This is a genomic window from Pseudomonas sp. PME37.24/006 (genome assembly GCF_055556635.1).
The window spans coordinates 160,600-182,095 of sequence record NZ_JBVHNL010000004.1 but is presented as its reverse complement, the minus strand read 5'-3'; the positions used below and the strand labels follow the sequence as shown (position 1 = coordinate 182,095).

Here is a 21,496-nt window from a genome sequence, read left to right as displayed (position 1 = left end):
GGATATCCGTTGAGTGGGGTGCTCCGTGCGGGGTGCCAGCATGCCTGATTGTCGTTGTGCTGACTAAGCGCCTGTTCAAGGTTTGCTGCTGTCGGCCCCGCACGGTGAAACACATCTAGCAGGCTACTGGTTGTCTCGCGCGGCCCGAAGTGGGTCAGGCTATCGAGCAGGCCCTGCGGGTCGTGTCATACCCTCGGCGCGGGTGGCTGCTCGTTGTTGAGGGGCAACTGCTCTTGCGAGGGGGGGCGATCTTCTGTTCTGTCCTTGGCGCTGTCGTCTTCCAGGCCCTGTACGGGAAGCGCTGGCGGTGGCGTCAGTCCCATGGACACGTAAATGCTGGTCAGTGCGTCGACGCCCATATTGGCTGATTTCACCCACTCAACCGGGACATACAGCAAGCCGCCGCCGATGGGGATCGGCGCGGTGGGCACCAGAATCGCGAAGTGCGGGCGGCCTTCCAGTATCACCGGTTGCGAGCTGGGTTGCAGCGCTAGAACCGCTACGCCATCACCGCCGAAGAAGCACCACACGGGGCGCATACTGGTGATGTCGGTGTTCTTCTTGTCCAGCAGGCCGACGAAGCGGTCGGCCAGGTTGTAGAAATTGCCGATCAGTGGTGTACGGCGCAAGGTCACGTCGATCAGCCAGCCGAGGGGGCGGCGTAAGCCCAGTTTTACCGCCAGTCCCAGTGGATAGAGACTGATCAGCAACACCAGGCTGCCGAGCAGGTAGGCCAGAAAGGGGTTGCTGGCGAACGGTGTACCGAGGGCGGCGAATAGCCTGCCGATGGCGGTGGACGGGCCGATCAGGTTGTTCAGGAGGCTGACGATCCAGGCCAACACCACCATGGTCAGCGCCAGTGGCAGCAAGGCCAGCAGGCCGGTGAGCCAGGTTGCGATGATGGATTTCAGGCTGAGTTTGAACATCGAGGGAGAATCCTGTCGTCGAAGCGAGGCAGGTAGGGGGCTACCTGCCTGTTTTTGTCACCCGCTATCAGCCGTTTTTCAGCAGCGTTTTCCAGGGTTTCAGACTCATGATGATCTGGGTCTGAGTCATGCGCGGCTCCAGCTCTTCTGGACTCAGCGGACGCTTGGCCAGTTCAGCCAGTTTGTTCAGCTCACCAAACAGTCGGTCGGTCTCGGCAACCTCGAGCACGCCACGTGCCAGATGCAGCCAAAGCAACAGGCGCTCAAGACGTGGCAGTTGCTCGGCGAGATCCTCAGGCTGCTGTTGGTAGCGCTTGAGCTGCAGATCACGGCCTTCTTCAGCGATGAAGGTCGGCAACCAGCTTTGCAGGGCGGCAGCGCCCTGGCGGTCACCACGCTTGTTGCGCGAGGCCGTCCAGGCACGGCTCAGCAACCAGCGCGAGGCGTTCAGCGAGAACAGGCCCCAGCGGGTTTGTGCCAGTTCGGCAGTGAATTGTGCAGGCGCATCCTGGCGTGCCGCGTCGTCTTCCTGGCCGGCGAGCACTCGTGGGCGCCAGTCTTCCAGAAGCGCGTCGAGCAGTTTGCGCAGCTCGCTGCTGCTGGCACGCGGTGCCGCTTGGCCGAGGCTGCCGAGCAGGGCACGCAGGTCGATCAGGCACTGCTGCCACTCAACCAGCAGGCGCCAGTGGCCGTTGTGACGATACTGCTCGGCGAGGCGCTGGCTGCTGCCGAGCAGGAACCAGCCGATGGCGGCGACGCTGTCGTCCAGACTCTGCTCGGACGGCAGTTCCGGTGTAGGGAAGTGCAGGTTGTAGCTACCTTCGTCGAACAGCCGGTAACCACGCTCGGCCTTGCTGATGTCACAGGGCATCAATGGCAGGTCGGCGGCCAGTTCGGCGGCCAGCTCCAGCAGTGCTTCGGGTTCACCCTGGCGCAGCTCGAGTTCCAGCTCGCAGATTTCTTCCTGTTGCTTGCCAGCGACCACCTTGCCCAGATCCAGAGCGGCCTCGATGATCACTCGGGCCTTGCCGCGGCCCCAGGCGATCTCCGTGCGTTGGCGAACGAAATCAGTAGTGAAGAGCGGCTTCAGTTGTTTTTTGTCCAGCTCCGTCAGGCTGGCTGGCCAGCAGCTGTCGTCGAGTTTTTTCAGATCCAGCTTGGCCTTGGCCAGGTTCCAGTCCCACTCGTTACGCTCGGACAACCCGGCCACGCTCTGGCCACGGCTCTTCAGGGTCTGGATTACCTGATCGCCATCCTTGCGAATGCGCAGGGCGACCTTGGCGCCAGCGAGGTCACGCGCTTCGGTGTCAAAGTACTGGTTGAACAGCTCGCTTGTCTCCCAGCCAGCCTTGCTGCGTTTCTTCAGCAGTGGGTGGGTTTGCAGGGCAGCCAGGGTTTCGCGACTGGCGCGCAGTTTGATTTCGGTTTCTTTATTCATTGCGAGGGCTCGGTGAAACGGCGACGGCGGCGGGGGTTGCACGGTGCTGGACGCTGCCCGGCACGTTAGGGCGTACAGGGTAGTGGAAAAGTGCGGCGGATGCAGGTCGGCGAACGGTACTGGCTGTCGATAACGGCTTGGCTAAGCTATGCATGGTTATAGTTTCGCTGATATTTCCCCGGTGTTCGCTGAAAATCCGTGAGGAAATGCGACATTGTGACGGAACGATGACACGTGCTGGCTTGCCTCGGATGTCATCCGTATACTTGCCGCCTCTTTGACAGACAGGGGTCACCCCCATGCCAAGCAATCCGTTCATCAGCAGCCTTTTTGGCCGCTCGCCGATCGGGCCGATGCAGCAGCATATCGCCAAGGCTCATGAGTGCGCCGCCAATCTGGTGCCATTCTTCGAGGCGGTAATGGCCGAAGACTGGGCGCGCGTCGAGCAGGTGCAGCAAGAGATGGTTCGCCTCGAGAACGAAGCGGACAAACTCAAGAAGAATGTGCGCATGCACCTGCCCAAGAGCTTGTTCCTGCCCGTGCCACGTTCCGATCTGCTGGAGTTGCTCAGCACTCAGGACAAAGTGGCCAACCGGGCCAAGGACATCGCCGGGCTGATGCTGGGCCGCTCCATGACCATTCCCGTCGACCTGCAACCGCTGATGCTGGCGTACGTGCGTCGTTGCGTGGATGCCAGCGCCCAGGCGCTGAAGGCAATGAAGGAGCTGGATTCGCTGCTCGAGGCGGGTTTCGCCGGTCGTGAGGCCACTCTGGTCGAGCGTATGGTCGAGGAGCTCGAAGAAATCGAGCGCGAGACCGACCGCCAGCAGATCGAGGTGCGCCGCACCTTGTTCAAACTGGAAAAGGATCTTCCCGCAGTCGATGTGATGTTCCTCTATCGGATCATCGACTGGGTCGGAGACATTGCCGATCGCGCCGAGCGCGTGGGCAACCGGCTGGAACAACTGCTGGCGCGCTAAGCCGCCAGCATCCTTTCTGGGTTTACAGGTAAATCTCTATGTCTCTTGTCGCGGACTACGGTTTCGTACTCCTCGTGATGGCCTGCTGCTTTGGTTTGTTCATGGCGTGGGGTGTCGGTGCTAATGATGTGTCCAATGCCATGGGCACTTCGGTGGGTGCGAAGGCACTGACCATCAAGCAGGCGATTCTCATCGCCATGGTCTTCGAATTCTGCGGTGCCTACCTGGCTGGTGGCCAGGTGACCGAAACCATCAAGAACGGCATCGTCGATGCATCGGTGATTCCCGCCGACATGTTCGTGCTGGGCATGATGGCGTCGTTGTTGTCGGCCGGTACCTGGTTGCTGATCGCCTCGTTGCGCGGCTGGCCGGTGTCGACCACGCACTCCATCGTTGGCGCGATTATCGGTTTCGCTTCGGTCAGCGTGTCGGTCGATGCGGTGAATTGGGGCGGCCTGGTACCTATTGTGTCGAGCTGGGTGGTCACGCCGTTCATTTCCGGGCTGCTCGCTTTCGGCCTGTTCATGAGCGTTCAGTGGTTGATCTTCGATACCGAAGACCCGTTCCGCAATGCCAAGCGTTGGGTGCCGGTGTATATGTTCCTGACCGGCTTCATGCTGGCGCTGATGACCTTCACCAAAGGCCTCAAGCATGTTGGTCTGAACTTCACCACCGGCCAAAGCATTCTGCTGTCTGCCGGTGTCGGCCTGCTGGTGGCCGGCCTGGGCATCCTGTTGCTGCGCCGCATCAAGTTGGACGAGGAAGCCGACAAGGATTTCCACTTCGCCAGCGTCGAGAAAGTCTTCGCGGTGCTGATGATCTTCACCGCCTGCTCCATGGCCTTCGCTCACGGCGCCAGTGACGTTTCCAACGCAGTCGGCCCGCTGGCTGCTGTGGTCGGGGTGATCGAAGCCGGTGGCGACATGGTCATCGGTGGCCAGTCGTCGGTGCCAGGCTGGGTGCTGCTGATGGGGGCCGTGGGTATCGTCATCGGCCTGGCCACCTATGGCTGGAAGGTGATCGCCACTATTGGCAAGAAGATCACCGAGCTGACGCCAAGCCGTGGCTTCGCTGCCGAACTGGCCACTGCCGCCACCGTAGTCGCTGCCTCCGGTATTGGCTTGCCGATCTCTACCACGCACACGCTGGTGGGTGCGGTATTGGGTATCGGCATGGCCCGTGGCATCGGTGCACTGAACCTGGCAGTGGTCGGCAAGATCTTCACCTCCTGGGTCGTGACGCTGCCAATTGGTGCTGCGCTTGCGATCATCTACCTAGAGATCTTCATGCTGATCTTCCTGTAAGGGAGCAGCAATTCCCCATTGGCGGTTCTCGCGGGCGTTGCTTCTCTTTATGATGAAGCGACCGACCCGAGAGAGCCGCCATGTCATTTACCCTCAAGGATCGTTTCGCGGCGCTGATTGCCGCGCCATCGGTCAGTTGCACGCAGCCTGCGCTGGATCAATCGAACCTTCAGGTCATCGATCTGCTGGCCAACTGGCTGAGCGACCTGGGCTTCGCCTGCGAGAAGCAGCAGATCGAGCCAGGCAAATTCAATCTGATCGCGACCTTGGGTAGCGGGCCTGGTGGTCTGGTGCTGGCCGGGCACAGCGACACCGTTCCCTTCGACGAAGCCTTGTGGCAAAGCGACCCGCTCAAGCTGACCGACACGGGTGATCGTTGGGTAGGCCTTGGCGTGTGTGACATGAAGGGCTTCTTCGCGCTGATCATCGAGGCCGTTCAGGGGCTGCTCGACCAGCCGTTCAAGCAGCCGCTGATCATCCTCGCCACTTGCGATGAAGAGAGTTCGATGTCGGGCGCGCGGGCCCTGGCCGAAGCCGGGCGGCCGCTTGGCCGCGCTGCGGTGATCGGTGAGCCGACCGGGCTCAAACCGATCCGCCTGCATAAGGGTGTGATGATGGAGCGCATCGACATCCTCGGGCAGAGCGGGCACTCCTCCAATCCGGCGCTGGGCCATAGCGCGCTGGATGCCATGCACGACGTCATGGGTGAGCTGATGCAACTGCGCCGCCAATGGCAGCAGGAGTACCGCAACCCGCAATTCAGCGTACCGCAACCGACCCTCAACTTCGGTTGCATCCATGGCGGCGACAACCCCAACCGGATCTGCGGCCAATGTTCCCTAGAGTTCGACCTGCGCCCGTTGCCGGGCATGCAGCCGGAAGCGCTGCGCGCGGCGATTCGCCAGAAGCTGCAGCCCCTGGCCGAGCAACATCAGGTGAGCATCGACTTCGCACCGTTGTTCCCCAGCGTGCCGCCTTTCGAGCAGGTCGCCGACGCCGAGCTGGTGCGCCTTGCCGAACGCTTGACCGGGCATACTGCAGCGGCGGTAGCCTTTGGTACCGAAGCCCCGTATTTTCAGCAGCTTGGTTGCGAGACGCTGATACTTGGCCCCGGTGATATCGACTGCGCGCACCAGCCCGGTGAGTATCTGGATACTGACCGCCTGGTGCCGACGGTGCAGTTGCTGCGCCAACTGATCCAGCACTATTGCCTGACCCCGAACTGATACGAGGAGCGTCCCCCTGATGCCGTTGCGACGACGATAACGCACCGAGTACGCCAGCGAAGCGTCTTGCTTCGCGCCCATTGATGCTTCCTTCGTTTTCACAAGGGTTCCGCTGCACATGCACGACTACGTCAACTGGCTTCGCCACGCTTCGCCCTATATCAACGCTCACCGTGACTGCACCTTCGTGGTCATGCTGCCGGGCGAAGGGGTCGCTCATCCGAATTTCGGCAATATCGTCCACGATCTGGTGCTGCTGCACAGTCTCGGTGTGCGTCTGGTGCTGGTGCACGGCTCGCGCCCGCAGATCGAGGCACGCCTGACCAGTCGTGGGCTGACACCGGTTTACCACCGCGACCTGCGCGTGACCGACAGCCCGACCCTGGAGTGTGTGATCGATGCGGTCGGCCAACTACGCATCGCTATCGAAGCACGTCTGTCCATGGATATCGCCGCCTCGCCGATGCAGGGCTCGCGCCTGCGGGTGAGCAGCGGTAACTACGTCACCGCGCGGCCCATCGGCGTGCTGGATGGCGTCGACTATCACCACACCGGCGAGGTGCGGCGTATCGACCGCAAGGGCATCAACCGTCAGCTCGACGAGCGCAATATCGTGCTGCTGTCGCCGCTCGGGTATTCGCCAACCGGCGAAATATTCAACCTGGCCTGCGAGGACGTGGCCATGCGCGCGGCCATCGATCTGGCTGCCGACAAGCTGATCCTGTTCAGCAGCCAGCAGGGTCTGCTCGACGACGACGGCAAGCTGATCCGTGAACTACGCCCGCAACAGGTTCCAGCCCATGTTTCGCGCCTGGGGAGCGACTATCAGGGTGAGCTGCTGGATGCCGCGGCCCAGGCCTGTCGCAGCGGCGTCAAGCGCAGCCATATCGTTAGCTACACCGGCGACGGCTCGCTGCTGACGGAGTTGTTCACCCGCGATGGGGGCGGCACCCTGGTCGACCCCGAGCAGTTCGAATCGCTGCGCGAGGCGAATATCGGGGACGTTGGCGGCCTGATCGAGCTGATCAGCCCACTGGAAGAGCAGGGCATTCTGGTGCGCCGCTCCCGGGAAGTGCTTGAGCGCGAGATCGGCCAATTCAGCATCGTCGAACGCGACGGCATGATCATCGCTTGCGCCGCGCTCTACCCAATCGCCGACTCGACCTGTGGTGAGCTTGCGTGCCTGGCGGTCAATCCCGAGTACCGCCACGGCGGGCGCGGCGACGAACTGCTCGAACGCATCGAGGAGCGGGCCAAGGCCAAAGGTATCAACACCCTGTTCGTGCTCACCACCCGCACGGCGCACTGGTTCCGCGAACGCGGTTTCGAGCCAAGCAGCGTCGAGCGCATGCCGGCGGCGCGCGCTTCGCTATACAACTTCCAACGTAATTCGAAGATCTTCGAGAAAGCGCTTTAACAGGCAAAGGTAGCGAGTGATTACTTGGGGCGTGCTGTTCCAGTGTTATGTCAATGAACCGCTCGTTTGCCAAGTCGAGTTCGCTAGCGGCATAAGTTGGCTCAAGCAATTTTTAAATTAACTTACATTCGCCTTTTAACGACTCCTCCCATGCAGAAACCCATTGCGCAAGAAGTTGCACACGATGAAGAGTATTATCCAGTCGATATACACCTGAACACCCCGGCATTAGTGGAGATGAACCCTTGTGCGCAAGAACCTGCACAGTAGCGCGCAACTTCTTGCGCACTTTCCTGGAGTATTCCTTAACAATGCGGAAAGAAATTTACTCATTCGGCATGGAAACAGTTGGTTTACTTACACTTTTCAAAATCTGGCATGAAGCTTGATTACAAGCGGGAACCCAGCGGCGATTTCGCCTCCGGGCACCCTAACTTCTTGCAAGGAGAGCATCCATGGCAACACCTGCGTACATATCCATCACTGGCGAAAAACAAGGCCTGATCACCGCCGGCGCGTTCACCGCGGACTCGGTTGGTAATACCTACCAGGAAGGTCACGAAGACCAGGTCATGGTTCAGGGCTTCAACCACGAGGTGATCATCCCGCGTGACCCACAGTCGGGCCAGCCGACCGGTCAGCGCGTGCACAAGCCCGTCGTCATCACCAAGGTTTTCGACAAGGCTTCGCCACTGCTGCTGGCAGCCCTGACCTCTGGTGAACGTATGACCAGCATCGAAATTCAGTGGTACCGCACCTCTGCCCAAGGCACTCAGGAGCACTACTACACCACCAAACTTGAAGACGCGATCATCGTCGACATCAAGGACTACATGCATAACTGCCAGGATCCGGCCAACGCACACTTCACTCATCTGGAAGACGTGCATTTCACCTATCGCAAAATCACCTGGACCCACGAAGTCTCCGGTACTTCGGGCTCCGATGATTGGCGCTCCCCGGTCGCAGGCTAAGCCCGCCGACCGTTCAAGCATCGGCCAGCTCTGCTGGCCGATGCTGTTTGCGTACTTCAAGAACGTTGCGTCCACAAACGCCCTGCCTGGGTGTTGCGGTCGCCGCTGCATTGCACGAGGAACAAGGGATGTTCGCGCCGGCCAATCAGACCCATTTCAGCCTGACCGTAGAAGGGCTTACGAACGACCTTCAGGTATTCGCCCTCAGCGGCCGGGAGGCCATCAGCCAACCGTTTGTGTTCGATGTGGAACTGGTCAGTGAACAACCTTCCCTTGCGCTTGAAACGTTGCTTCACAAGCAGGCTTTCCTGCAGCTATCGTCTGACGGCAGTGGCATTCATGGGCAGATCTACCGCGCCGCCCAAGGTGAGTCAGGCAAGCGCCTGACCCGCTATGCAGTGACCTTACGCCCACAGCTGGCCTATCTCGCACACCGTATCAACCAACGCATCTTCCAGAACCTCACGGTGCCGAACATTATCGGCCAGGTGCTCGAAGAGCATGGCATTCAGAGCGATGCCTACGAATTCAAAACCGGTTCGGTCTATCCCGAGCGCATCTACTGCGTCCAGTACGACGAATCGGATCTGCAGTTCATCCAGCGCCTGTGCGAGGAAGAAGGGATCCATTACCACTTCCAGCACAGCGCCGAGGCCCACAAACTGGTATTTGGCGATGACCAGACGGTGTTCCCCAAACTGGCACCGGTAGCCTACCAGCAAGACTCCGGCATGGCCGCCAATGACCCGGTCATCAAGCGCTTCGATCTGCGCCTGGAAACCCGTACCAGCCGCACGACCCGCCGCGACTATGATTTCGAGAAACCGCGCCTGAAGCTGGAAAGCGAGAACCGCGGCGACGCGCTGCCCGACCTTGAAGACTACGACTACCCGGGTCGCTTCATCGACCGTGACCGGGGCAAGCACCTGGCCAAACGCGCCCTCGAACGTCACCGCAGCGACTACCAGCTTGCAGAAGGCAAAAGCGACCAGCCGCTGCTGGTCAGTGGCCACTTTCTCGCCCTGACCCAACACCCCAAAGCCAGATGGAATGATCTGTGGCTGCTCACCGAAATTCTCCACGAAGGCAAGCAGCCCCAAGTCCTGGAGGAGTCGGTCAGCAGCGACACCACCGACCTGAAAGACGACTTCCACCAGGGCTACCGCAACCGCTTCCTGGCCACCCCATGGGACGTACCCAACCGTCCGTCCCTGCTACACCGTAAACCACGCATCCTTGGCAGCCAGAGTGCTGTCGTCACCGGGCCGCCCGGTGAAGAAATCCACTGCGATGAGTACGGCCGCGTCAAGGTGCAGTTCCACTGGGATCGCGAGGGCCAGGCCAACGACAAGACCAGCTGCTGGCTGCGCGTCTCATCAGCCTGGGCGGGTGCCCAGTACGGCGGCATCGCCATCCCGCGAATCGGCATGGAGGTGCTGGTGACCTTTCTGGAAGGCGACCCGGATCAGCCGCTGATCACCGGCTGCCTGTTCCACAAGGAAAACGTCGTTCCCTATGACCTGCCAGCCAACAAGACTCGCAGCACCTTCAAGACCCTGAGTTCCCTCGGCGGGGGCGGTTACAACGAACTGCGCATCGAAGATAGGAAAGGCCAGGAGCAGATCTACCTGCACGCCCAGCGCGACTGGGACGAGAACGTCCAGAACAACCAGAAGATCCGCGTTGGCAACGAACGCCACGACACCGTCGAGCAAAACAGCTACAGCGAATTCAAGGCCGAAGAACACCACACCGTGCACGCCGACCGCAAAGTCGGAGCGCGGGCCGATGACCACCTGACCGTGGGCGTGAACCAGCATGTGCAGATCGGCACCGGCCAGTTCATCGAAGCCGGCCAGGAGATCCACCTAAGCAGCGGCCTGAAAGTGGTGCTCGAAGCCGGCAGTGAACTGACCCTCAAGGCTGGCGGCAGCTTCATCAAGATCGACGGCGGCGGCGTAACCCTGAGCGGGGCGATAATCAACATCAACTCGGGTGGCAGCCCGGGCAATAGCACTGGGGCTGTGCCGTTATTGCCGGGGGCGTTGAAACAGGCTGACGCGGATAAGGCCGGTAACCTGTTGCACAGAGCCCAACCTGAGCCAAGGCTGGCACCGCCGCAGGGCATTTGCCTCGAATGCCTTCGCAAGGCCATGCGTGAAGGCAGTGCGACGCTTGCCGGAGTCTTCGTATGAGTGAGCAAAACGCGGTGCGTACCGATTGGGAAGCGGCAATTGCGGCAGGGCACACGGTGGCAATGGTTGTAGAGCTCGGCCTGCTATCGTCCGAGCTGCGTATGGCACTTTTCACAGAGTACTCGGTTTTGCCTCTGCTGCAGCAGCCGGAGGTGGCACATTTAGGTATCGAAGGCCCTGCGCTCATCGAGCTCAGTGCTCAGCCGTTCGCCAAGTACACACAGCTCGATGAGCGCCTCGATAAGGGAGCACAGCATGGTTGGCTAAGCAGCCAACTTGATATCCGGGAACTGCAGAAACATCTTGGCGATGCCCTGGCCTGCCGCAATATCGATGGCGAGCCCCTGCTGATCCGCAGTTATGCCCACAACGTAGTGCCAATCCTGCATGCACGTCAGGAGCAGCCTTGGCACACATGGTTGTTTGGCCCCATCGTCTATTGGTGGTTGCCCACTTCACAAGGTTGGCAGCGCGTCGAAGGGCTAGCGCGAAACGACCTGCCGCCGTACTACCCAATCGAACTCGATCCACCGCTGGTGGGCGCACTGGGTGTCGACCCGCATGCCCAGACGCTGGTTGCCGAGTTGCAGGGCAACGCCCCCGAGGTGTTCAACAGCGAATGCCATGGTGAGCGGCTGAACCAAGCCAGTCAGGCGTTAGCCCAGGCGCGCAAGGCAGGCCTGTCGCGCCCCTCGGATCAATACTTTTACGCCCTTTACAGCCTGCTGGGCGGTAAAGCCATCGACCAGAATCCACATTGGCCCGCCATGCTGCAAAGAATCGAGCGTGACGGCCACGCTCTGGCCGACCTCCAGCTCGAACAGGATGAACAGTTGGATAATCAGGGATGAGTTGGCACAAGCTCATGCGGAGCAGAGGCACCTTAAGCGCAGTATTCATAGTCGCTTCCGCACTGCCTATATCGCCTGGGCCTATATGCAAACGCCAGGCGCGATGCTCTATGTGCATAACCATACGGATCGTCCCATATCTGGGTATGCCGTAAACGAGGCTTGGGGCGGCAATACCTCTGCTTATGGCGGTGGAAAGGTCACTTGTTGCTCACGTATCGAGGGAGCTGTGCTTACGGTGGAATGGATCAAAAGCATGACGCAACCTCAGTACGAAGCAGGCGTTCGAGAGGAAACTCTTGAGCAAGAAGTACCCAATCCGCCGCGCACCCGGCAAGACAAATACCTGCATGTGCACTTCTTTCCTGGTGATCAGGTGCGTTTGTTCTGGAGCCCTAATATGGACAGCCGTTATGAAAACCTCACGGCAGTCCCGGACAAGGAGATATGACAGTGAACGCCATAAACTCGTTAATTAATCGCTGGAGAGCGCTGCCGGCGGTTTCAAAATCCCTGCTTGGTTTGGTGTTTTTAGGTCTGTTAGTACTTGCTTATGTAGCTTGGGCTTATACCCAGATGCCCGGTGCAATCCTATATGGACACAATCATACGGATCGTCCTGTGTTCAGTTATTTCGTCAACGAAAACTGGGGGGGGAATGGTGGGGCGACGTGCTGCTGGCGTATAGACGGTGATGTGCTCAAGGTGGAATGGATCAAGGGCCGTACCGGAGAACAAGTTCGCCAGGGCATACAAAAAGAGACCATCACGCAGGAAGTACCCAATCCGCCTCGCACCCGGCAAGACAAATACCTGCATGTGCATTTCTTCCCTGGTGATCAGGTGCGTTTGTTCTGGAGCCCCAATCTGGATAGCCGCTATGAAAGCTTTACGGAAGCCCCAGACAAAGAGATGCAAATGCCATGAGTAATGACCTTAGCGAGCAAGCGGCAGCCATGGCCGCGCGCTGTCGCCCCTCACTAGCCAGCCCACATATAACGAGCTGCGCACGCACGTTGAAAATCGGATTTTTCTTCGACGGATTCGGTCGTCACCTTGTTAGGGATATGCAAACAGGTCGGGTCAGCAATATCGGGAAGCTATTCCTTGTCCATACGTTTGATCAGCCAAATCAAGGTCAGGATCCACTTTTTTCATATAGAAAGTTCTATGCATCCGGCCTGGGTGAAGACTTTTCTGCCGATCTGAACCTCGCCTCCAATAGTGCCCTGAGCAGCTTCGGCAAGACGGCCAGCGAGGTACCCTCCGATATGGCCAAAGAGCAGGCCATAGAGTCTGCCAAGGATGCTCTAGATTCCAAGCGAAATTGGTGGGAGCGTATCAGCCGCAACCTGAAACCGCTGCTGCATAACCCGCTCAAGATCGCCGGCCTGCTCAAAGGTGCGGTGATCGACGCCAGCCTCGAAGCGATGGCCCCCGTGCGTGATAGCCGATTTGCCGCCGAGTTGCTAAAGACTGGAGCGGACACCCGCATTCAGGGCGCAATCGATTTCCTTAACGAAGCAATCCGCAAGGTCGAGGCACAGCGCGATCAGCCCCCGCTCAAGCATATCGAACTGACCGTCTATGGTTTCGACTACGGGGCCACGCTGGCACGCGCATTTCTGCACGAGTTGCTTAGCCGTGAGCCACAAACTGCAGAGGGTTCTTATCGTTACCAGGGCAAGGAGCTGAGCATTCTTTTTGCCGGCCTGTTCGATGGCATCGATCGCAGCCATGTCGATTTCCCCTATCTGCCCCTGCCACTGCGTACCGTGTTGGACGACGGCGGCCCTTTACCCGCGCGGGTAAAACAGGCGCTGCATCTGGTGGCCGCCCACGAACGGCGCTTCTACCGGCGCGCGCGCTTGCTGGGCGCAGCTCAAGCGAACTGGAGAGAAAAATGGGTGCCCGGTGTGAGTGAGGATGTAGGAGGCAGCCTGCTGCCAGGGGAGCAGAAACCCAGCGCCGAGCTGGCATTGGTAAGCCTGCACGAGATGTACCACGCCGCCCGCCGCGCAGGTGCACCACTTCCAGAACTGAACGAACTATATGAAAAAGACGCAGATACGGCTGAGCTTTTCGTTTTCAACGATCACTTCGAACAAAGCAGTGCCAGAGGGCTAAGCCGTCACTACGAACGCGAAGTGCAAGCCAGCCTTGCCGAAGTCAAGGCTTTCAAACCTGTTTACGCTGGTGCACCCATGCGCCACGAGCAGCAGCAGTTCGCCGCCCATATGCGTGTTTACATCCGTTGGATGGCCGCACTCTGGGGGCCTTATCACGCGCGCATCAAGCAACTAAACGAAGATGAAGACCGGCTGCGCGCCAGCGCGACTGGCAATATGGCTGGCATGCTGGGTATCCCTCGGGAAAGCGCCGCGCAGCGCCAGGCACGCGAACAGAGCCTGAGGGCAATTAGACAGGAAAAGGCGCAGTTGCGTACCAACCTCGGCTGGCTGGAGGAAGTCAATGAAGAAGCGGTACGCATGCGCTCAGCACTGAACAATCCAGCTAGAGGTTGGGGCGCCGCTGGTACGCGAGAGCAAGCAGATTTATGGGTAGTGCTTCTGTTGGCATGGTTTGAAGAGCCCTCGAAAGGCGTAAGCGAACCCGTACACCGGCTATTTGGTCACTTCGTTCATGATCGCCTCGCCGTCGGTACAGCCCAGCGTTCTTTGACGCAGTTTACGGGGCAGAACTTCTTCGCTATTCGAGGGTTCGATTTACCAAGCTAGCCAGGCTCGGCAGTCCGTAGCATATTTCCAAAATGCGCTAGCTCGCCGGCGATCCTGGTGCATAAGGCTGTTGCTGCTGCCCTGGAATGGCAGCTTGAGGGTTCGAAGCGAATCAGGCGCGCTTTTTGGTGGCGGAAGGGTTGGGTGCGGCGCGGTTGATCTTCTCTGCGCTGAGTCGGCGTTGGCCCTCTCCGTCGACCCAGCCGGCTTCCCAGGCGGCAGCGGGGACGCTGTCAGCGAAGGGCTGTGCGTCTGAGGAGTGGCCTGCCAGACCAGCCATGTAGCCTTGTTGGTAGGCCTTGGTAAGGCTCTCCAGGCTCCAGTGCTGGTCTTTTTCGCTGTGGGTCATGAGATGGGTTCGCATTGAGTGCCTGCAATCAATGCTAGCCAAATCCATCCGATAGAAACGGGCCGCTGGTCTCGGATTTATGACCGTTGGCTTTTTTTGTGACGGGGTTGGCGTGAGCGGCCAGTCAGTTCCTCATACCGCCAGCGCCAGAATGCTGGCCTGATAGGCAGCTGCGAAGCTGTCGAAGTTACCATCCTCATGCACCTCCAGCTCAGCCTGCTCTTGCAGCGAACGTTGCGCCGCCTGCTCGAATTCGGCCTGTTGCTCGGCGCTCAGCGGCTGTGCGCGGAAGTACTCGGCGTGACGTTTGCTCTGGCGCAGGGAGAAGGCCGAAAAGCTTTCACCTTTCTGCAGTTCTGCCAGCACCTGTGCCGATGGCGTCAGGCTCGCGTCATCGATTTTCGCGCGTTGCGCCTGCAGGGCGCTGGCGTGGGCTTCGCCACCCTGGCTGCTGTCGAGCAGCCGGGTAATCGCTTCGATACCGTCGAGCAGCTCATGAGCCCAGCTCTGCAGCACCACCGGCCCGCCTTGGCGATGCAGGTGCAGGCCGGGACGGCGACCTTCCTTGACCACCTTGAGGAAGTTGTCCGAGCAGTTGCCGCACTCGCCATTGCTCAACTGCGGGCTGTCCTGCAGGGCGCAGAACAGCAGGAAGGCGTCGAGGAAACGCGATTCGGCGAGGTCGATGCCCAACGGCAGGAACGGGTTGATGTCCAGGCAGCGAGCTTCCACGTATTGAACGCCGCGAGCCATGAGTGCCTGGATCGGCCGCTCGCCGCTGTAAGTCACGCGTTTCGGGCGGATGTTGGAGTAGTACTCGTTTTCGATCTGCAGAATATTGGTGTTGAGCTGCAGCCAGTCACCGTCCTTCTTGGTGCCGATATCGACGTAGGGCGGGTAGGGCGTGCCGACCGCCTGGCGCAGGCTGTCGGTGTAGCTGGTCAGGTCGTTGTAGCAGGGCGTCAGCCCGGCCTGGGCTTCGCTCTGGTAACCCAGGTCGCTCATGCGCAGGCTGGTGGCATAGGGCAGATACAGGGTGTCGGCATCGAGTTCCTGCAACTGGTGGGGGCGGCCACGCATGAAATTCTTGTCCAGAGCCGGCGAGGCGCCAAACAGGTACATCAGCAACCAGCTGTAGCGGCGGAAGTTGCGGATCAGCGCGATGTAGCGCGACGACTGATAGTCGCGGGCACTGCGCGTGTCGCTCTCGGCCTCCTGCAGCACGGCCCACAGCTGCTCCGGCAGGGAGAAGTTGTAGTGAATGCCGGCGATGCACTGCATGGTTTTGCCGTAACGCAGGGCCAGCCCTTTGCGGTAGACGTACTTGAGCTGGCCGATGTGGGAATGGCCATAGCGGGCGATCGGAATGGTATCCTCGTCCGGCAGCGGGCCCGGCATCGACGGGCTCCACAGGTACTCGCCGTCGAGCTTGCTGTAGACGAAACGGTGGATGCGATCCAGTTCGTCCAGCGTGTCGCTCGGGTCAACGGCGGTCGAGGTAATGAACTCGAGCAGCGACTCGGAGTAATCCGTGGTGATCTGTGCGTTGGTGAGCGCCGAACCCAGGGCGACCGGATGTTCGCTCAGCGCCAGCTCGCCTTCACTATCGACGCGCAGGCACTCGCGCTCGATGCCGTGCAGGCACTGGGAAAGCAGGGAAAGGTTGGCGTGCTCACCGAGCAGTGCCAGACGGCGGGAGAACAGGTCGCTCAAGATTGCATTCCTTCACGCAGCGGTCGCCCCAATATGGGGGTGGATTCTGCACTCTACAAGGGGCGGATTGCTGACGTTGGTCGTCTGGCGAAATAGAGTGTGCATTCTAACGCTGCAAGGCGCTCTGGCGAAGGGCTACTGCCCGGCGTGGGGTTCGGGCCGACCTGCCGGTTCTGCAGGCTGTTGGCAGGCAGAGCCAGCTTTAACGGCGGCTCACTTACAGGCAGGCGAAGGTGGCCTGAGCCTTGGCGACCAGCTTGTCGTGCTGATGCACCTCTGCCTCGATCACCTGGGTGCGGCGCCCCGCGTGCACCACCCAGGCGCGGCAGCTCAGCTCACCCTCGGTAACCCCACGGATGTAGTTGACCTTGCACTCCAGAGTGACGCTGGTCGGCTCGCCGTCACTGAGACTGTGGCTGGCCTGGCCCATGGCGGTGTCGATCAGTGAGAAAAGAGCGCCACCGTGCAGCTTGCCGTGCAGGTTGCGCAGGCCGTCGTGCATGTTCAGCTTGATCACCGCTTCGCCGGCTTGGGCTTTGACGATCTGCAGGCCAAGCAGGCGCCCGAAGGCGCTGCTCTTGCCGATTTCTTCCAAGGATTCGTTCACGGATCACTTCCTCAGTTGCTTGGCATTGGCGAATAGCGAGGCCATGGCGGCATTGGCCGGTGCAGGCTTTTCCTGGCCGGAGTGACGCTCACTGCGCGGTGCCTGGCCGCCTTTGCCGCCACCCTGGCGAGCGCCACCACGTGGGCCCTCGACTTTCTCGCCGGGGGTGTCGCCCATGCGCATCGACAGAGCAATGCGGTTGCGCGGGATGTCCACTTCCATGACCTTGACCTTGACCACGTCGCCGGCCTTGACCGCCTCGTGCGGATCCTTGATGAACTTCTCGGACAGCGCCGAAATGTGTATCAAACCGTCCTGATGGACACCGATATCGACGAAGGCGCCGAAGTTGGTCACGTTGGTCACCACGCCTTCGAGGATCATGCCCAGCTCGAGATCCTTGAGGGTTTCCACGCCTTCCTGGAACTCGGCAGTCTTGAACTCGGGACGCGGATCGCGGCCGGGTTTTTCCAGTTCGCTGAGGATGTCGCCGACAGTCACCAGACCGAACGTCTCGTCGGTGAATTTTTTCGCGTCCAGGCGCTTGAGAAACCCGCCATCACCGATCAGTGAGCGGATATCGCGGCCGGTATCGACGGCAATGCGTTGCACCAGCGGGTAGGTTTCCGGGTGCACTGCCGAGGCGTCCAGCGGGTTGTCACCGTTCATCACGCGCAGAAAACCAGCGGCCTGTTCGAAGGTTTTGTCGCCGAGGCGTGGAACCTTCTTCAGGGCGTCACGGGTCTTGAAGGCGCCGTGGGCATCGCGGTGGGCAACGATGTTCTGGGCCAGGGTCGCATTGAGGCCGGAGATGCGCGCAAGTAGGGCGCTGGAGGCGGTGTTCACGTCTACGCCAACGGCGTTCACGCAGTCCTCGACCACGGCGTCCAGGCTGCGCGCCAGCTTGAGCTGGGAAACGTCATGCTGGTACTGGCCCACACCGATGGATTTCGGGTCGATCTTCACCAGCTCGGCCAGTGGATCCTGCAGGCGACGGGCGATAGACACGGCGCCACGCAGTGACACGTCGAGATCTGGGAATTCCTTCGCGGCCAGTTCCGAGGCCGAATACACCGAAGCGCCGGCTTCGCTGACCATGATCTTGGTCATCTTCAGGCCTGGATATTTCTTGATCAGCTCGATGGCCAGTTTGTCGGTCTCGCGGCTGGCGGTGCCGTTGCCGATGGCGATCAGATCGACACCGTGCTTGGCGCACAGTTTGGCCAGCACGTTGAGGGTGCCGTCCCAGTCGTTGCGTGGTGCGTGGGGGTAGACGGTGGCGGTATCCAGCACCTTGCCGGTGGCGTCGACCACGGCCACTTTGCAGCCGGTGCGCAGGCCCGGGTCGAGGCCCAGGGTGGCGCGCGGGCCGGCCGGTGCGGCCAGCAGCAGGTCATGCAGGTTACGGGCGAAAACACTGATGGCTTCGTGCTCGGCGCCTTCTCGTAGCTCGCCCAGCAGGTCGGTTTCCAGGTGGGTGTAGAGTTTGACCTTCCAGGTCCAGCGCACCACTTCGCCCAGCCATTTGTCGGCGGCGCGGCCCTGGTTGGAGATGCCAAAGCGCTCGGCGATCATGCCCTCGCACGGATGCAGGGTGCCTGGTAGTTCTTCGCCAACTTTGAGGCTGGCGCTGAGGATGCCCTCGTTGCGGCCACGGAAAATCGCCAGAGCGCGGTGTGAAGGGGCGCCCTTGAGCTTCTCGTCATGCTCGAAGTAGTCACGGAACTTGGCGCCTTCCGCTTCCTTGCCGGCAATCACGCGGGCGCTGAGGGTGGCGTTGTCCTTGAGGAAGTCGCGCAGGTTAGTTAGCAGGCTGGCGTCCTCGGCAAAACGCTCCATGAGGATGTACTTGGCGCCCTCGAGCACTGCCTTGGTGTCGGCGAAGCCTTTCTCGGCATCGATAAAACGCACCGCCTCGGTTTCCGGGGTCAGGTTCTGGTCATTGAACAGTGCGTCTGCCAACTCGCCGAGGCCAGCCTCCAGCGCGATCTGGCCCTTGGTGCGACGTTTCTGCTTGTAGGGCAGGTAAAGGTCTTCGAGGCGGGTCTTGGTATCGGCGAGGTTGATTTCACGGGTCAGCTCGGGGGTCAGCTTGCCCTGCTCCTCGATGCTGGCGAGGATGCTGGCGCGACGCTCGTCGAGTTCGCGCAGGTAGCGCAGCCGTTCTTCCAGATTACGCAACTGGGTATCGTCGAGACTGCCAGTAATTTCCTTACGGTAGCGTGCGATGAACGGCACGGTGGAGCCTTCGTCGAGCAGTGCGACGGCAGCGGCGACCTGTTGCGGGCGTACGCCCAGTTCTTCGGCGATACGGTTGTTGATGCTGAGCATAGAAAGAAGAATCCACCCTGAAACGACGAAAACCGGCCTCGCTCATGATTGGCCGGATGATAAAGCGGCGCATTATAGCCATGCATGAAGGCGCGCATGCCACGCCACAAGCTGCTGTCAGACCGTGAAAGTCAGTTAAGTGCGCCAAGGGCAGCGAAAAATCTGCTAACAATGGACAATACGTGGTCTATACGGCCTCTGAGCCATAATGCCGCGTTGAAGTCGGGCGCGTCGCGTCGCGGATTCTCGATCAAGGAGCCCCTATGAGCAGCACTGCAGCACAACCGGTCGAAGGTGAGAAAATCCTGATTGTCGACGACGATGCCCGTCTGCGGCGTTTGCTCGAGCGTTTCTTCGACGAGCAAGGCTACCGCGTACGTGCGGTGGAGAACGTCGAGCAGATGGATCGACTACTGTCGCGCGAACTGTTCAATCTGGTGGTTCTCGACCTGATGCTACCCGGCGAAGATGGCCTGAGCGCCTGCCGCCGCCTGCGCGCCTCGAACAATCAGGTGCCGATCATCATGCTCACCGCCAAGGGCGACGAGAGCAGCCGTATCCAGGGCTTGGAACTGGGTGCCGACGATTACCTGGCCAAACCATTCAACCCGCGTGAGCTGCTGGCGCGGATCAAGGCCGTGCTGCGCCGTCAGGCACCGGTGGTACCGGGCGCACCGGGCAGCGAGGACGAGAGCGTCACTTTCGGTGACTATGAACTGTCCCTGGCGACCCGAGAGTTGAAGAAGGGCGAAGAGGTACACATGCTCACCACCGGTGAGTTCGCCGTGCTCAAGGCGCTGGTGCAACATGCCCGCGAGCCGCTGACCCGTGACAAGTTGATGAACCTGGCGCGCGGTCGTGAGTGGGATGCGCTGGAGCGTTCCATCGACGTGCAGATTTCCCGTTTGCGCCGGTTGATTGAGCCGGATCCTTCCAAACCACGGTATATCCAGACCGTCTGGGGCGTGGGCTACGTGTTCGTGCCGGACGGCAACAAGTAACAGTTCGTACGGCAAAACCTATCTAGGAGCCAGCTTGCTGGCGATCCTTGCACCCTGATCGCCAGTTAGCTGACACCTACGGATTGTGTGTTCTCCATGAAAGCCCCACTGTGGTTCCCGCAAAGCTTCTTCTCGCGCACCCTCTGGTTGGTGCTGATCGTCGTGCTGTTTTCCAAAGCGCTGACCCTGGTTTATCTGATGATGAACGAGGACGTGCTGGTCGACCGTCAGTACAGCCACGGTGCCGCATTGACGCTACGCGCCTATTGGGCGGCTAATCCCGAGGATCGGGCCAATATTGCCGAGGCTGCTGGCCTCAAGCGGGTGCCGCGTACCGAGGTGCCAGCCAGCGAGGAGCACTGGCCCTACAGCGAGATCTTCCAGCGGCAGATGCAGTCCGAGCTTGGCCCCGATACTGAAACCCGCGTGCGTGCCAAAAGCCCGCCTGCCTTGTGGGTGCACGCGCCGACGCTGGGCGATGACTGGCTGCGCGTGCCGCTCTATCCCCATCCGCTGCGCGGTCAGCGTATCTGGAGCGTACTGGGTTGGTTCCTCGGTATCGGCTTGCTTTCTACTGCGGCCGCCTGGATTTTCGTGCGCCAGCTAAGCGCGCCACTCAAGCGCCTGGTATTCGCCGCCCGGCAGTTTGGCCAGGGACGCAGTGTGCGCTTGCCAGTCAGTGATACGCCAAGCGAGATGACCGAGGTCTATCGGGCCTTCAATCAGATGGCCGAGGATGTCGAACAGGCGGCCCGCGAGCGGGAACTGATGTTGGCCGGTGTTTCCCATGATCTGCGTACGCCTTTGACGCGCTTGCGTCTGTCGTTGGAATTCCTCAATAACGACTCCGAACTGACCGACGACATGGTGCGTGATATCGAGGATATGGATGCCATCCTCGATCAGTTCCTGGCCTTTATCCGCGATGGTCGAGACGAACCGGTGGAAGAGTTGAATCTGCCCGAGCTTATCCGCGAAGTGGTGGCCCCTTACAACCAGAAACAGGAGCAGGTGAGCCTGTTTCTGGAAGCGGTGCCCGCATTCCCGTTGCGCCGAGTTTCGATCAAGCGGCTGATCGTCAACTTGATCGAAAACGCCCTGCGCTATGGCGGCAGTGCCGTGGAAATCGTTCTCTCGGTGGCCGATGACCACAGTGCACCCTATGTGGTGCTCAGCGTGATGGATCGCGGCAACGGCATCGACCCGAGCGAGCTTGGCAACATCGTCAACCCGTTCATACGCGGTGACCGTGCGCGCGGTGGCCAAGGGGCTGGACTTGGTCTGGCTATCGTCAAGCGCATTGCCTCATTACATGGAGGGAGCGTCGAGCTGCGCAACCGCATTGGCGGTGGCCTGGAGGCGCGGATATGCCTGCCATTGGGGCTGCTGCTGCCGCGCGACGCAGCGTGATTCTCGGCTAGGCTTTATTTCGAGGCAGGCAGCTGC

General features: G+C 60.4%; 18 protein-coding genes. 12 read left to right on the top strand and 6 right to left on the bottom strand.

The window, feature by feature from the left end:
- Positions 1–185: 185 nt before the first annotated feature.
- Positions 186–926 carry a DUF502 domain-containing protein gene (locus ACZ3GY_RS16915; RefSeq protein WP_463562503.1) on the bottom strand — a complete coding sequence of 247 codons (741 nt, stop codon included), beginning with the start codon at positions 924–926 and terminating at the stop codon, positions 186–188.
- Positions 927–993: 67 nt separating this feature from the next.
- Positions 994–2,364, bottom strand: coding sequence for a CYTH domain-containing protein (locus ACZ3GY_RS16910; protein ID WP_465911197.1), 1,371 nt, complete (start codon positions 2,362–2,364; stop codon positions 994–996).
- A gap of 299 nt (positions 2,365–2,663) precedes the next feature.
- Between ACZ3GY_RS16910 and ACZ3GY_RS16905 the strand changes: the two genes are divergently transcribed.
- The 10 genes from ACZ3GY_RS16905 to ACZ3GY_RS16860 all read left to right on the top strand — a co-directional run bounded on the left by ACZ3GY_RS16905 (position 2,664) and on the right by ACZ3GY_RS16860 (position 14,049).
- Entirely contained in the window at positions 2,664–3,344 is a 681-nt protein-coding gene (locus ACZ3GY_RS16905) for a TIGR00153 family protein (protein ID WP_463562501.1), read from the top strand.
- A gap of 38 nt (positions 3,345–3,382) precedes the next feature.
- Positions 3,383–4,648: an inorganic phosphate transporter gene (locus ACZ3GY_RS16900; RefSeq protein ID WP_465911194.1), complete on the top strand. Its 1,266-nt coding sequence runs from the start codon at positions 3,383–3,385 to the stop codon at positions 4,646–4,648.
- 80 nt (positions 4,649–4,728) lie between these two features.
- Positions 4,729–5,874, top strand: coding sequence for an acetylornithine deacetylase (argE, locus tag ACZ3GY_RS16895; protein WP_465911193.1), 1,146 nt, complete (start codon positions 4,729–4,731; stop codon positions 5,872–5,874).
- 118 nt (positions 5,875–5,992) lie between these two features.
- Positions 5,993–7,291, top strand: a complete 1,299-nt coding sequence (argA, locus tag ACZ3GY_RS16890) for an amino-acid N-acetyltransferase (RefSeq protein ID WP_463562498.1) — start codon at positions 5,993–5,995, stop codon at positions 7,289–7,291.
- A gap of 455 nt (positions 7,292–7,746) precedes the next feature.
- Positions 7,747–8,265 (top strand): Hcp family type VI secretion system effector, encoded by a 519-nt coding sequence (locus tag ACZ3GY_RS16885; protein WP_465911192.1) that lies wholly within the window; start codon positions 7,747–7,749, stop codon positions 8,263–8,265.
- Between the two features lie 128 nt (positions 8,266–8,393).
- On the top strand, positions 8,394–10,460 hold the full coding sequence (locus ACZ3GY_RS16880; protein ID WP_465911191.1) for a type VI secretion system Vgr family protein: 2,067 nt from the start codon (positions 8,394–8,396) through the stop codon (positions 10,458–10,460).
- Complete coding sequence (locus ACZ3GY_RS16875; protein WP_465911190.1) at positions 10,457–11,311, top strand: DUF4123 domain-containing protein; 855 nt, start codon at positions 10,457–10,459, stop codon at positions 11,309–11,311. The genes ACZ3GY_RS16880 and ACZ3GY_RS16875 overlap by 4 nt, the downstream gene beginning before the upstream one ends.
- Positions 11,286–11,762 carry a DUF3304 domain-containing protein gene (locus tag ACZ3GY_RS16870; protein WP_465911189.1) on the top strand — a complete coding sequence of 159 codons (477 nt, stop codon included), beginning with the start codon at positions 11,286–11,288 and terminating at the stop codon, positions 11,760–11,762. The genes ACZ3GY_RS16875 and ACZ3GY_RS16870 overlap by 26 nt, the downstream gene beginning before the upstream one ends.
- A gap of 2 nt (positions 11,763–11,764) precedes the next feature.
- Positions 11,765–12,238, top strand: a complete 474-nt coding sequence (locus ACZ3GY_RS16865) for a DUF3304 domain-containing protein (RefSeq protein ID WP_465911188.1) — start codon at positions 11,765–11,767, stop codon at positions 12,236–12,238.
- Positions 12,235–14,049, top strand: a complete 1,815-nt coding sequence (locus ACZ3GY_RS16860; RefSeq protein WP_465911187.1) for a T6SS phospholipase effector Tle1-like catalytic domain-containing protein — start codon at positions 12,235–12,237, stop codon at positions 14,047–14,049. The genes ACZ3GY_RS16865 and ACZ3GY_RS16860 overlap by 4 nt, the downstream gene beginning before the upstream one ends.
- 112 nt (positions 14,050–14,161) lie before the next feature.
- Here the strand turns inward: ACZ3GY_RS16860 and rmf are convergent, their stop codons facing one another.
- From rmf to ACZ3GY_RS16840, 4 genes are all read right to left on the bottom strand, one after another.
- Positions 14,162–14,398 (bottom strand): ribosome modulation factor, encoded by a 237-nt coding sequence (gene rmf / locus ACZ3GY_RS16855; RefSeq protein WP_465911186.1) that lies wholly within the window; start codon positions 14,396–14,398, stop codon positions 14,162–14,164.
- A gap of 132 nt (positions 14,399–14,530) precedes the next feature.
- On the bottom strand, positions 14,531–16,111 hold the full coding sequence (gshA, locus tag ACZ3GY_RS16850) for a glutamate--cysteine ligase (RefSeq protein ID WP_465911185.1): 1,581 nt from the start codon (positions 16,109–16,111) through the stop codon (positions 14,531–14,533).
- A 217-nt stretch (positions 16,112–16,328) separates the two neighbouring features.
- On the bottom strand, positions 16,329–16,718 hold the full coding sequence (locus ACZ3GY_RS16845) for a PaaI family thioesterase (protein ID WP_465911183.1): 390 nt from the start codon (positions 16,716–16,718) through the stop codon (positions 16,329–16,331).
- Positions 16,719–16,721: 3 nt separating this feature from the next.
- The gene (locus tag ACZ3GY_RS16840) at positions 16,722–19,049 is read right to left on the bottom strand and encodes a Tex family protein (RefSeq protein ID WP_465911181.1); all 2,328 of its coding nucleotides are present in this window, start codon (positions 19,047–19,049) and stop codon (positions 16,722–16,724) included.
- Between the two features lie 263 nt (positions 19,050–19,312).
- Between ACZ3GY_RS16840 and ompR the strand changes: the two genes are divergently transcribed.
- Both ompR and ACZ3GY_RS16830 read left to right on the top strand, forming a co-directional pair.
- Complete coding sequence (ompR, locus tag ACZ3GY_RS16835; RefSeq protein ID WP_131180899.1) at positions 19,313–20,050, top strand: osmolarity response regulator transcription factor OmpR; 738 nt, start codon at positions 19,313–19,315, stop codon at positions 20,048–20,050.
- A gap of 96 nt (positions 20,051–20,146) precedes the next feature.
- A complete protein-coding gene (locus tag ACZ3GY_RS16830) occupies positions 20,147–21,460 on the top strand; it encodes an ATP-binding protein (protein WP_463562494.1) in 1,314 nt (437 codons plus the stop codon).
- The last annotated feature ends 36 nt before the right edge of the window (positions 21,461–21,496 follow it).

Coding starts and splice junctions, on each gene's coding strand:
- ACZ3GY_RS16885 (WP_465911192.1), top strand. CDS start 7,747: ATGGCAACACCTGCGTACATATCCATCACTGGCGAAAAACAAGGCCTG.
- ACZ3GY_RS16830 (WP_463562494.1), top strand. CDS start 20,147: ATGAAAGCCCCACTGTGGTTCCCGCAAAGCTTCTTCTCGCGCACCCTC.
- ACZ3GY_RS16910 (WP_465911197.1), bottom strand. CDS start 2,364: ATGAATAAAGAAACCGAAATCAAACTGCGCGCCAGTCGCGAAACCCTG.
- ACZ3GY_RS16860 (WP_465911187.1), top strand. CDS start 12,235: ATGAGTAATGACCTTAGCGAGCAAGCGGCAGCCATGGCCGCGCGCTGT.
- ACZ3GY_RS16840 (WP_465911181.1), bottom strand. CDS start 19,049: ATGCTCAGCATCAACAACCGTATCGCCGAAGAACTGGGCGTACGCCCG.
- ACZ3GY_RS16900 (WP_465911194.1), top strand. CDS start 3,383: ATGTCTCTTGTCGCGGACTACGGTTTCGTACTCCTCGTGATGGCCTGC.
- ompR (WP_131180899.1), top strand. CDS start 19,313: ATGAGCAGCACTGCAGCACAACCGGTCGAAGGTGAGAAAATCCTGATT.
- rmf (WP_465911186.1), bottom strand. CDS start 14,398: ATGACCCACAGCGAAAAAGACCAGCACTGGAGCCTGGAGAGCCTTACC.
- ACZ3GY_RS16880 (WP_465911191.1), top strand. CDS start 8,394: ATGTTCGCGCCGGCCAATCAGACCCATTTCAGCCTGACCGTAGAAGGG.
- argE (WP_465911193.1), top strand. CDS start 4,729: ATGTCATTTACCCTCAAGGATCGTTTCGCGGCGCTGATTGCCGCGCCA.
- ACZ3GY_RS16915 (WP_463562503.1), bottom strand. CDS start 926: ATGTTCAAACTCAGCCTGAAATCCATCATCGCAACCTGGCTCACCGGC.
- ACZ3GY_RS16875 (WP_465911190.1), top strand. CDS start 10,457: ATGAGTGAGCAAAACGCGGTGCGTACCGATTGGGAAGCGGCAATTGCG.
- ACZ3GY_RS16905 (WP_463562501.1), top strand. CDS start 2,664: ATGCCAAGCAATCCGTTCATCAGCAGCCTTTTTGGCCGCTCGCCGATC.
- ACZ3GY_RS16870 (WP_465911189.1), top strand. CDS start 11,286: ATGAACAGTTGGATAATCAGGGATGAGTTGGCACAAGCTCATGCGGAG.
- argA (WP_463562498.1), top strand. CDS start 5,993: ATGCACGACTACGTCAACTGGCTTCGCCACGCTTCGCCCTATATCAAC.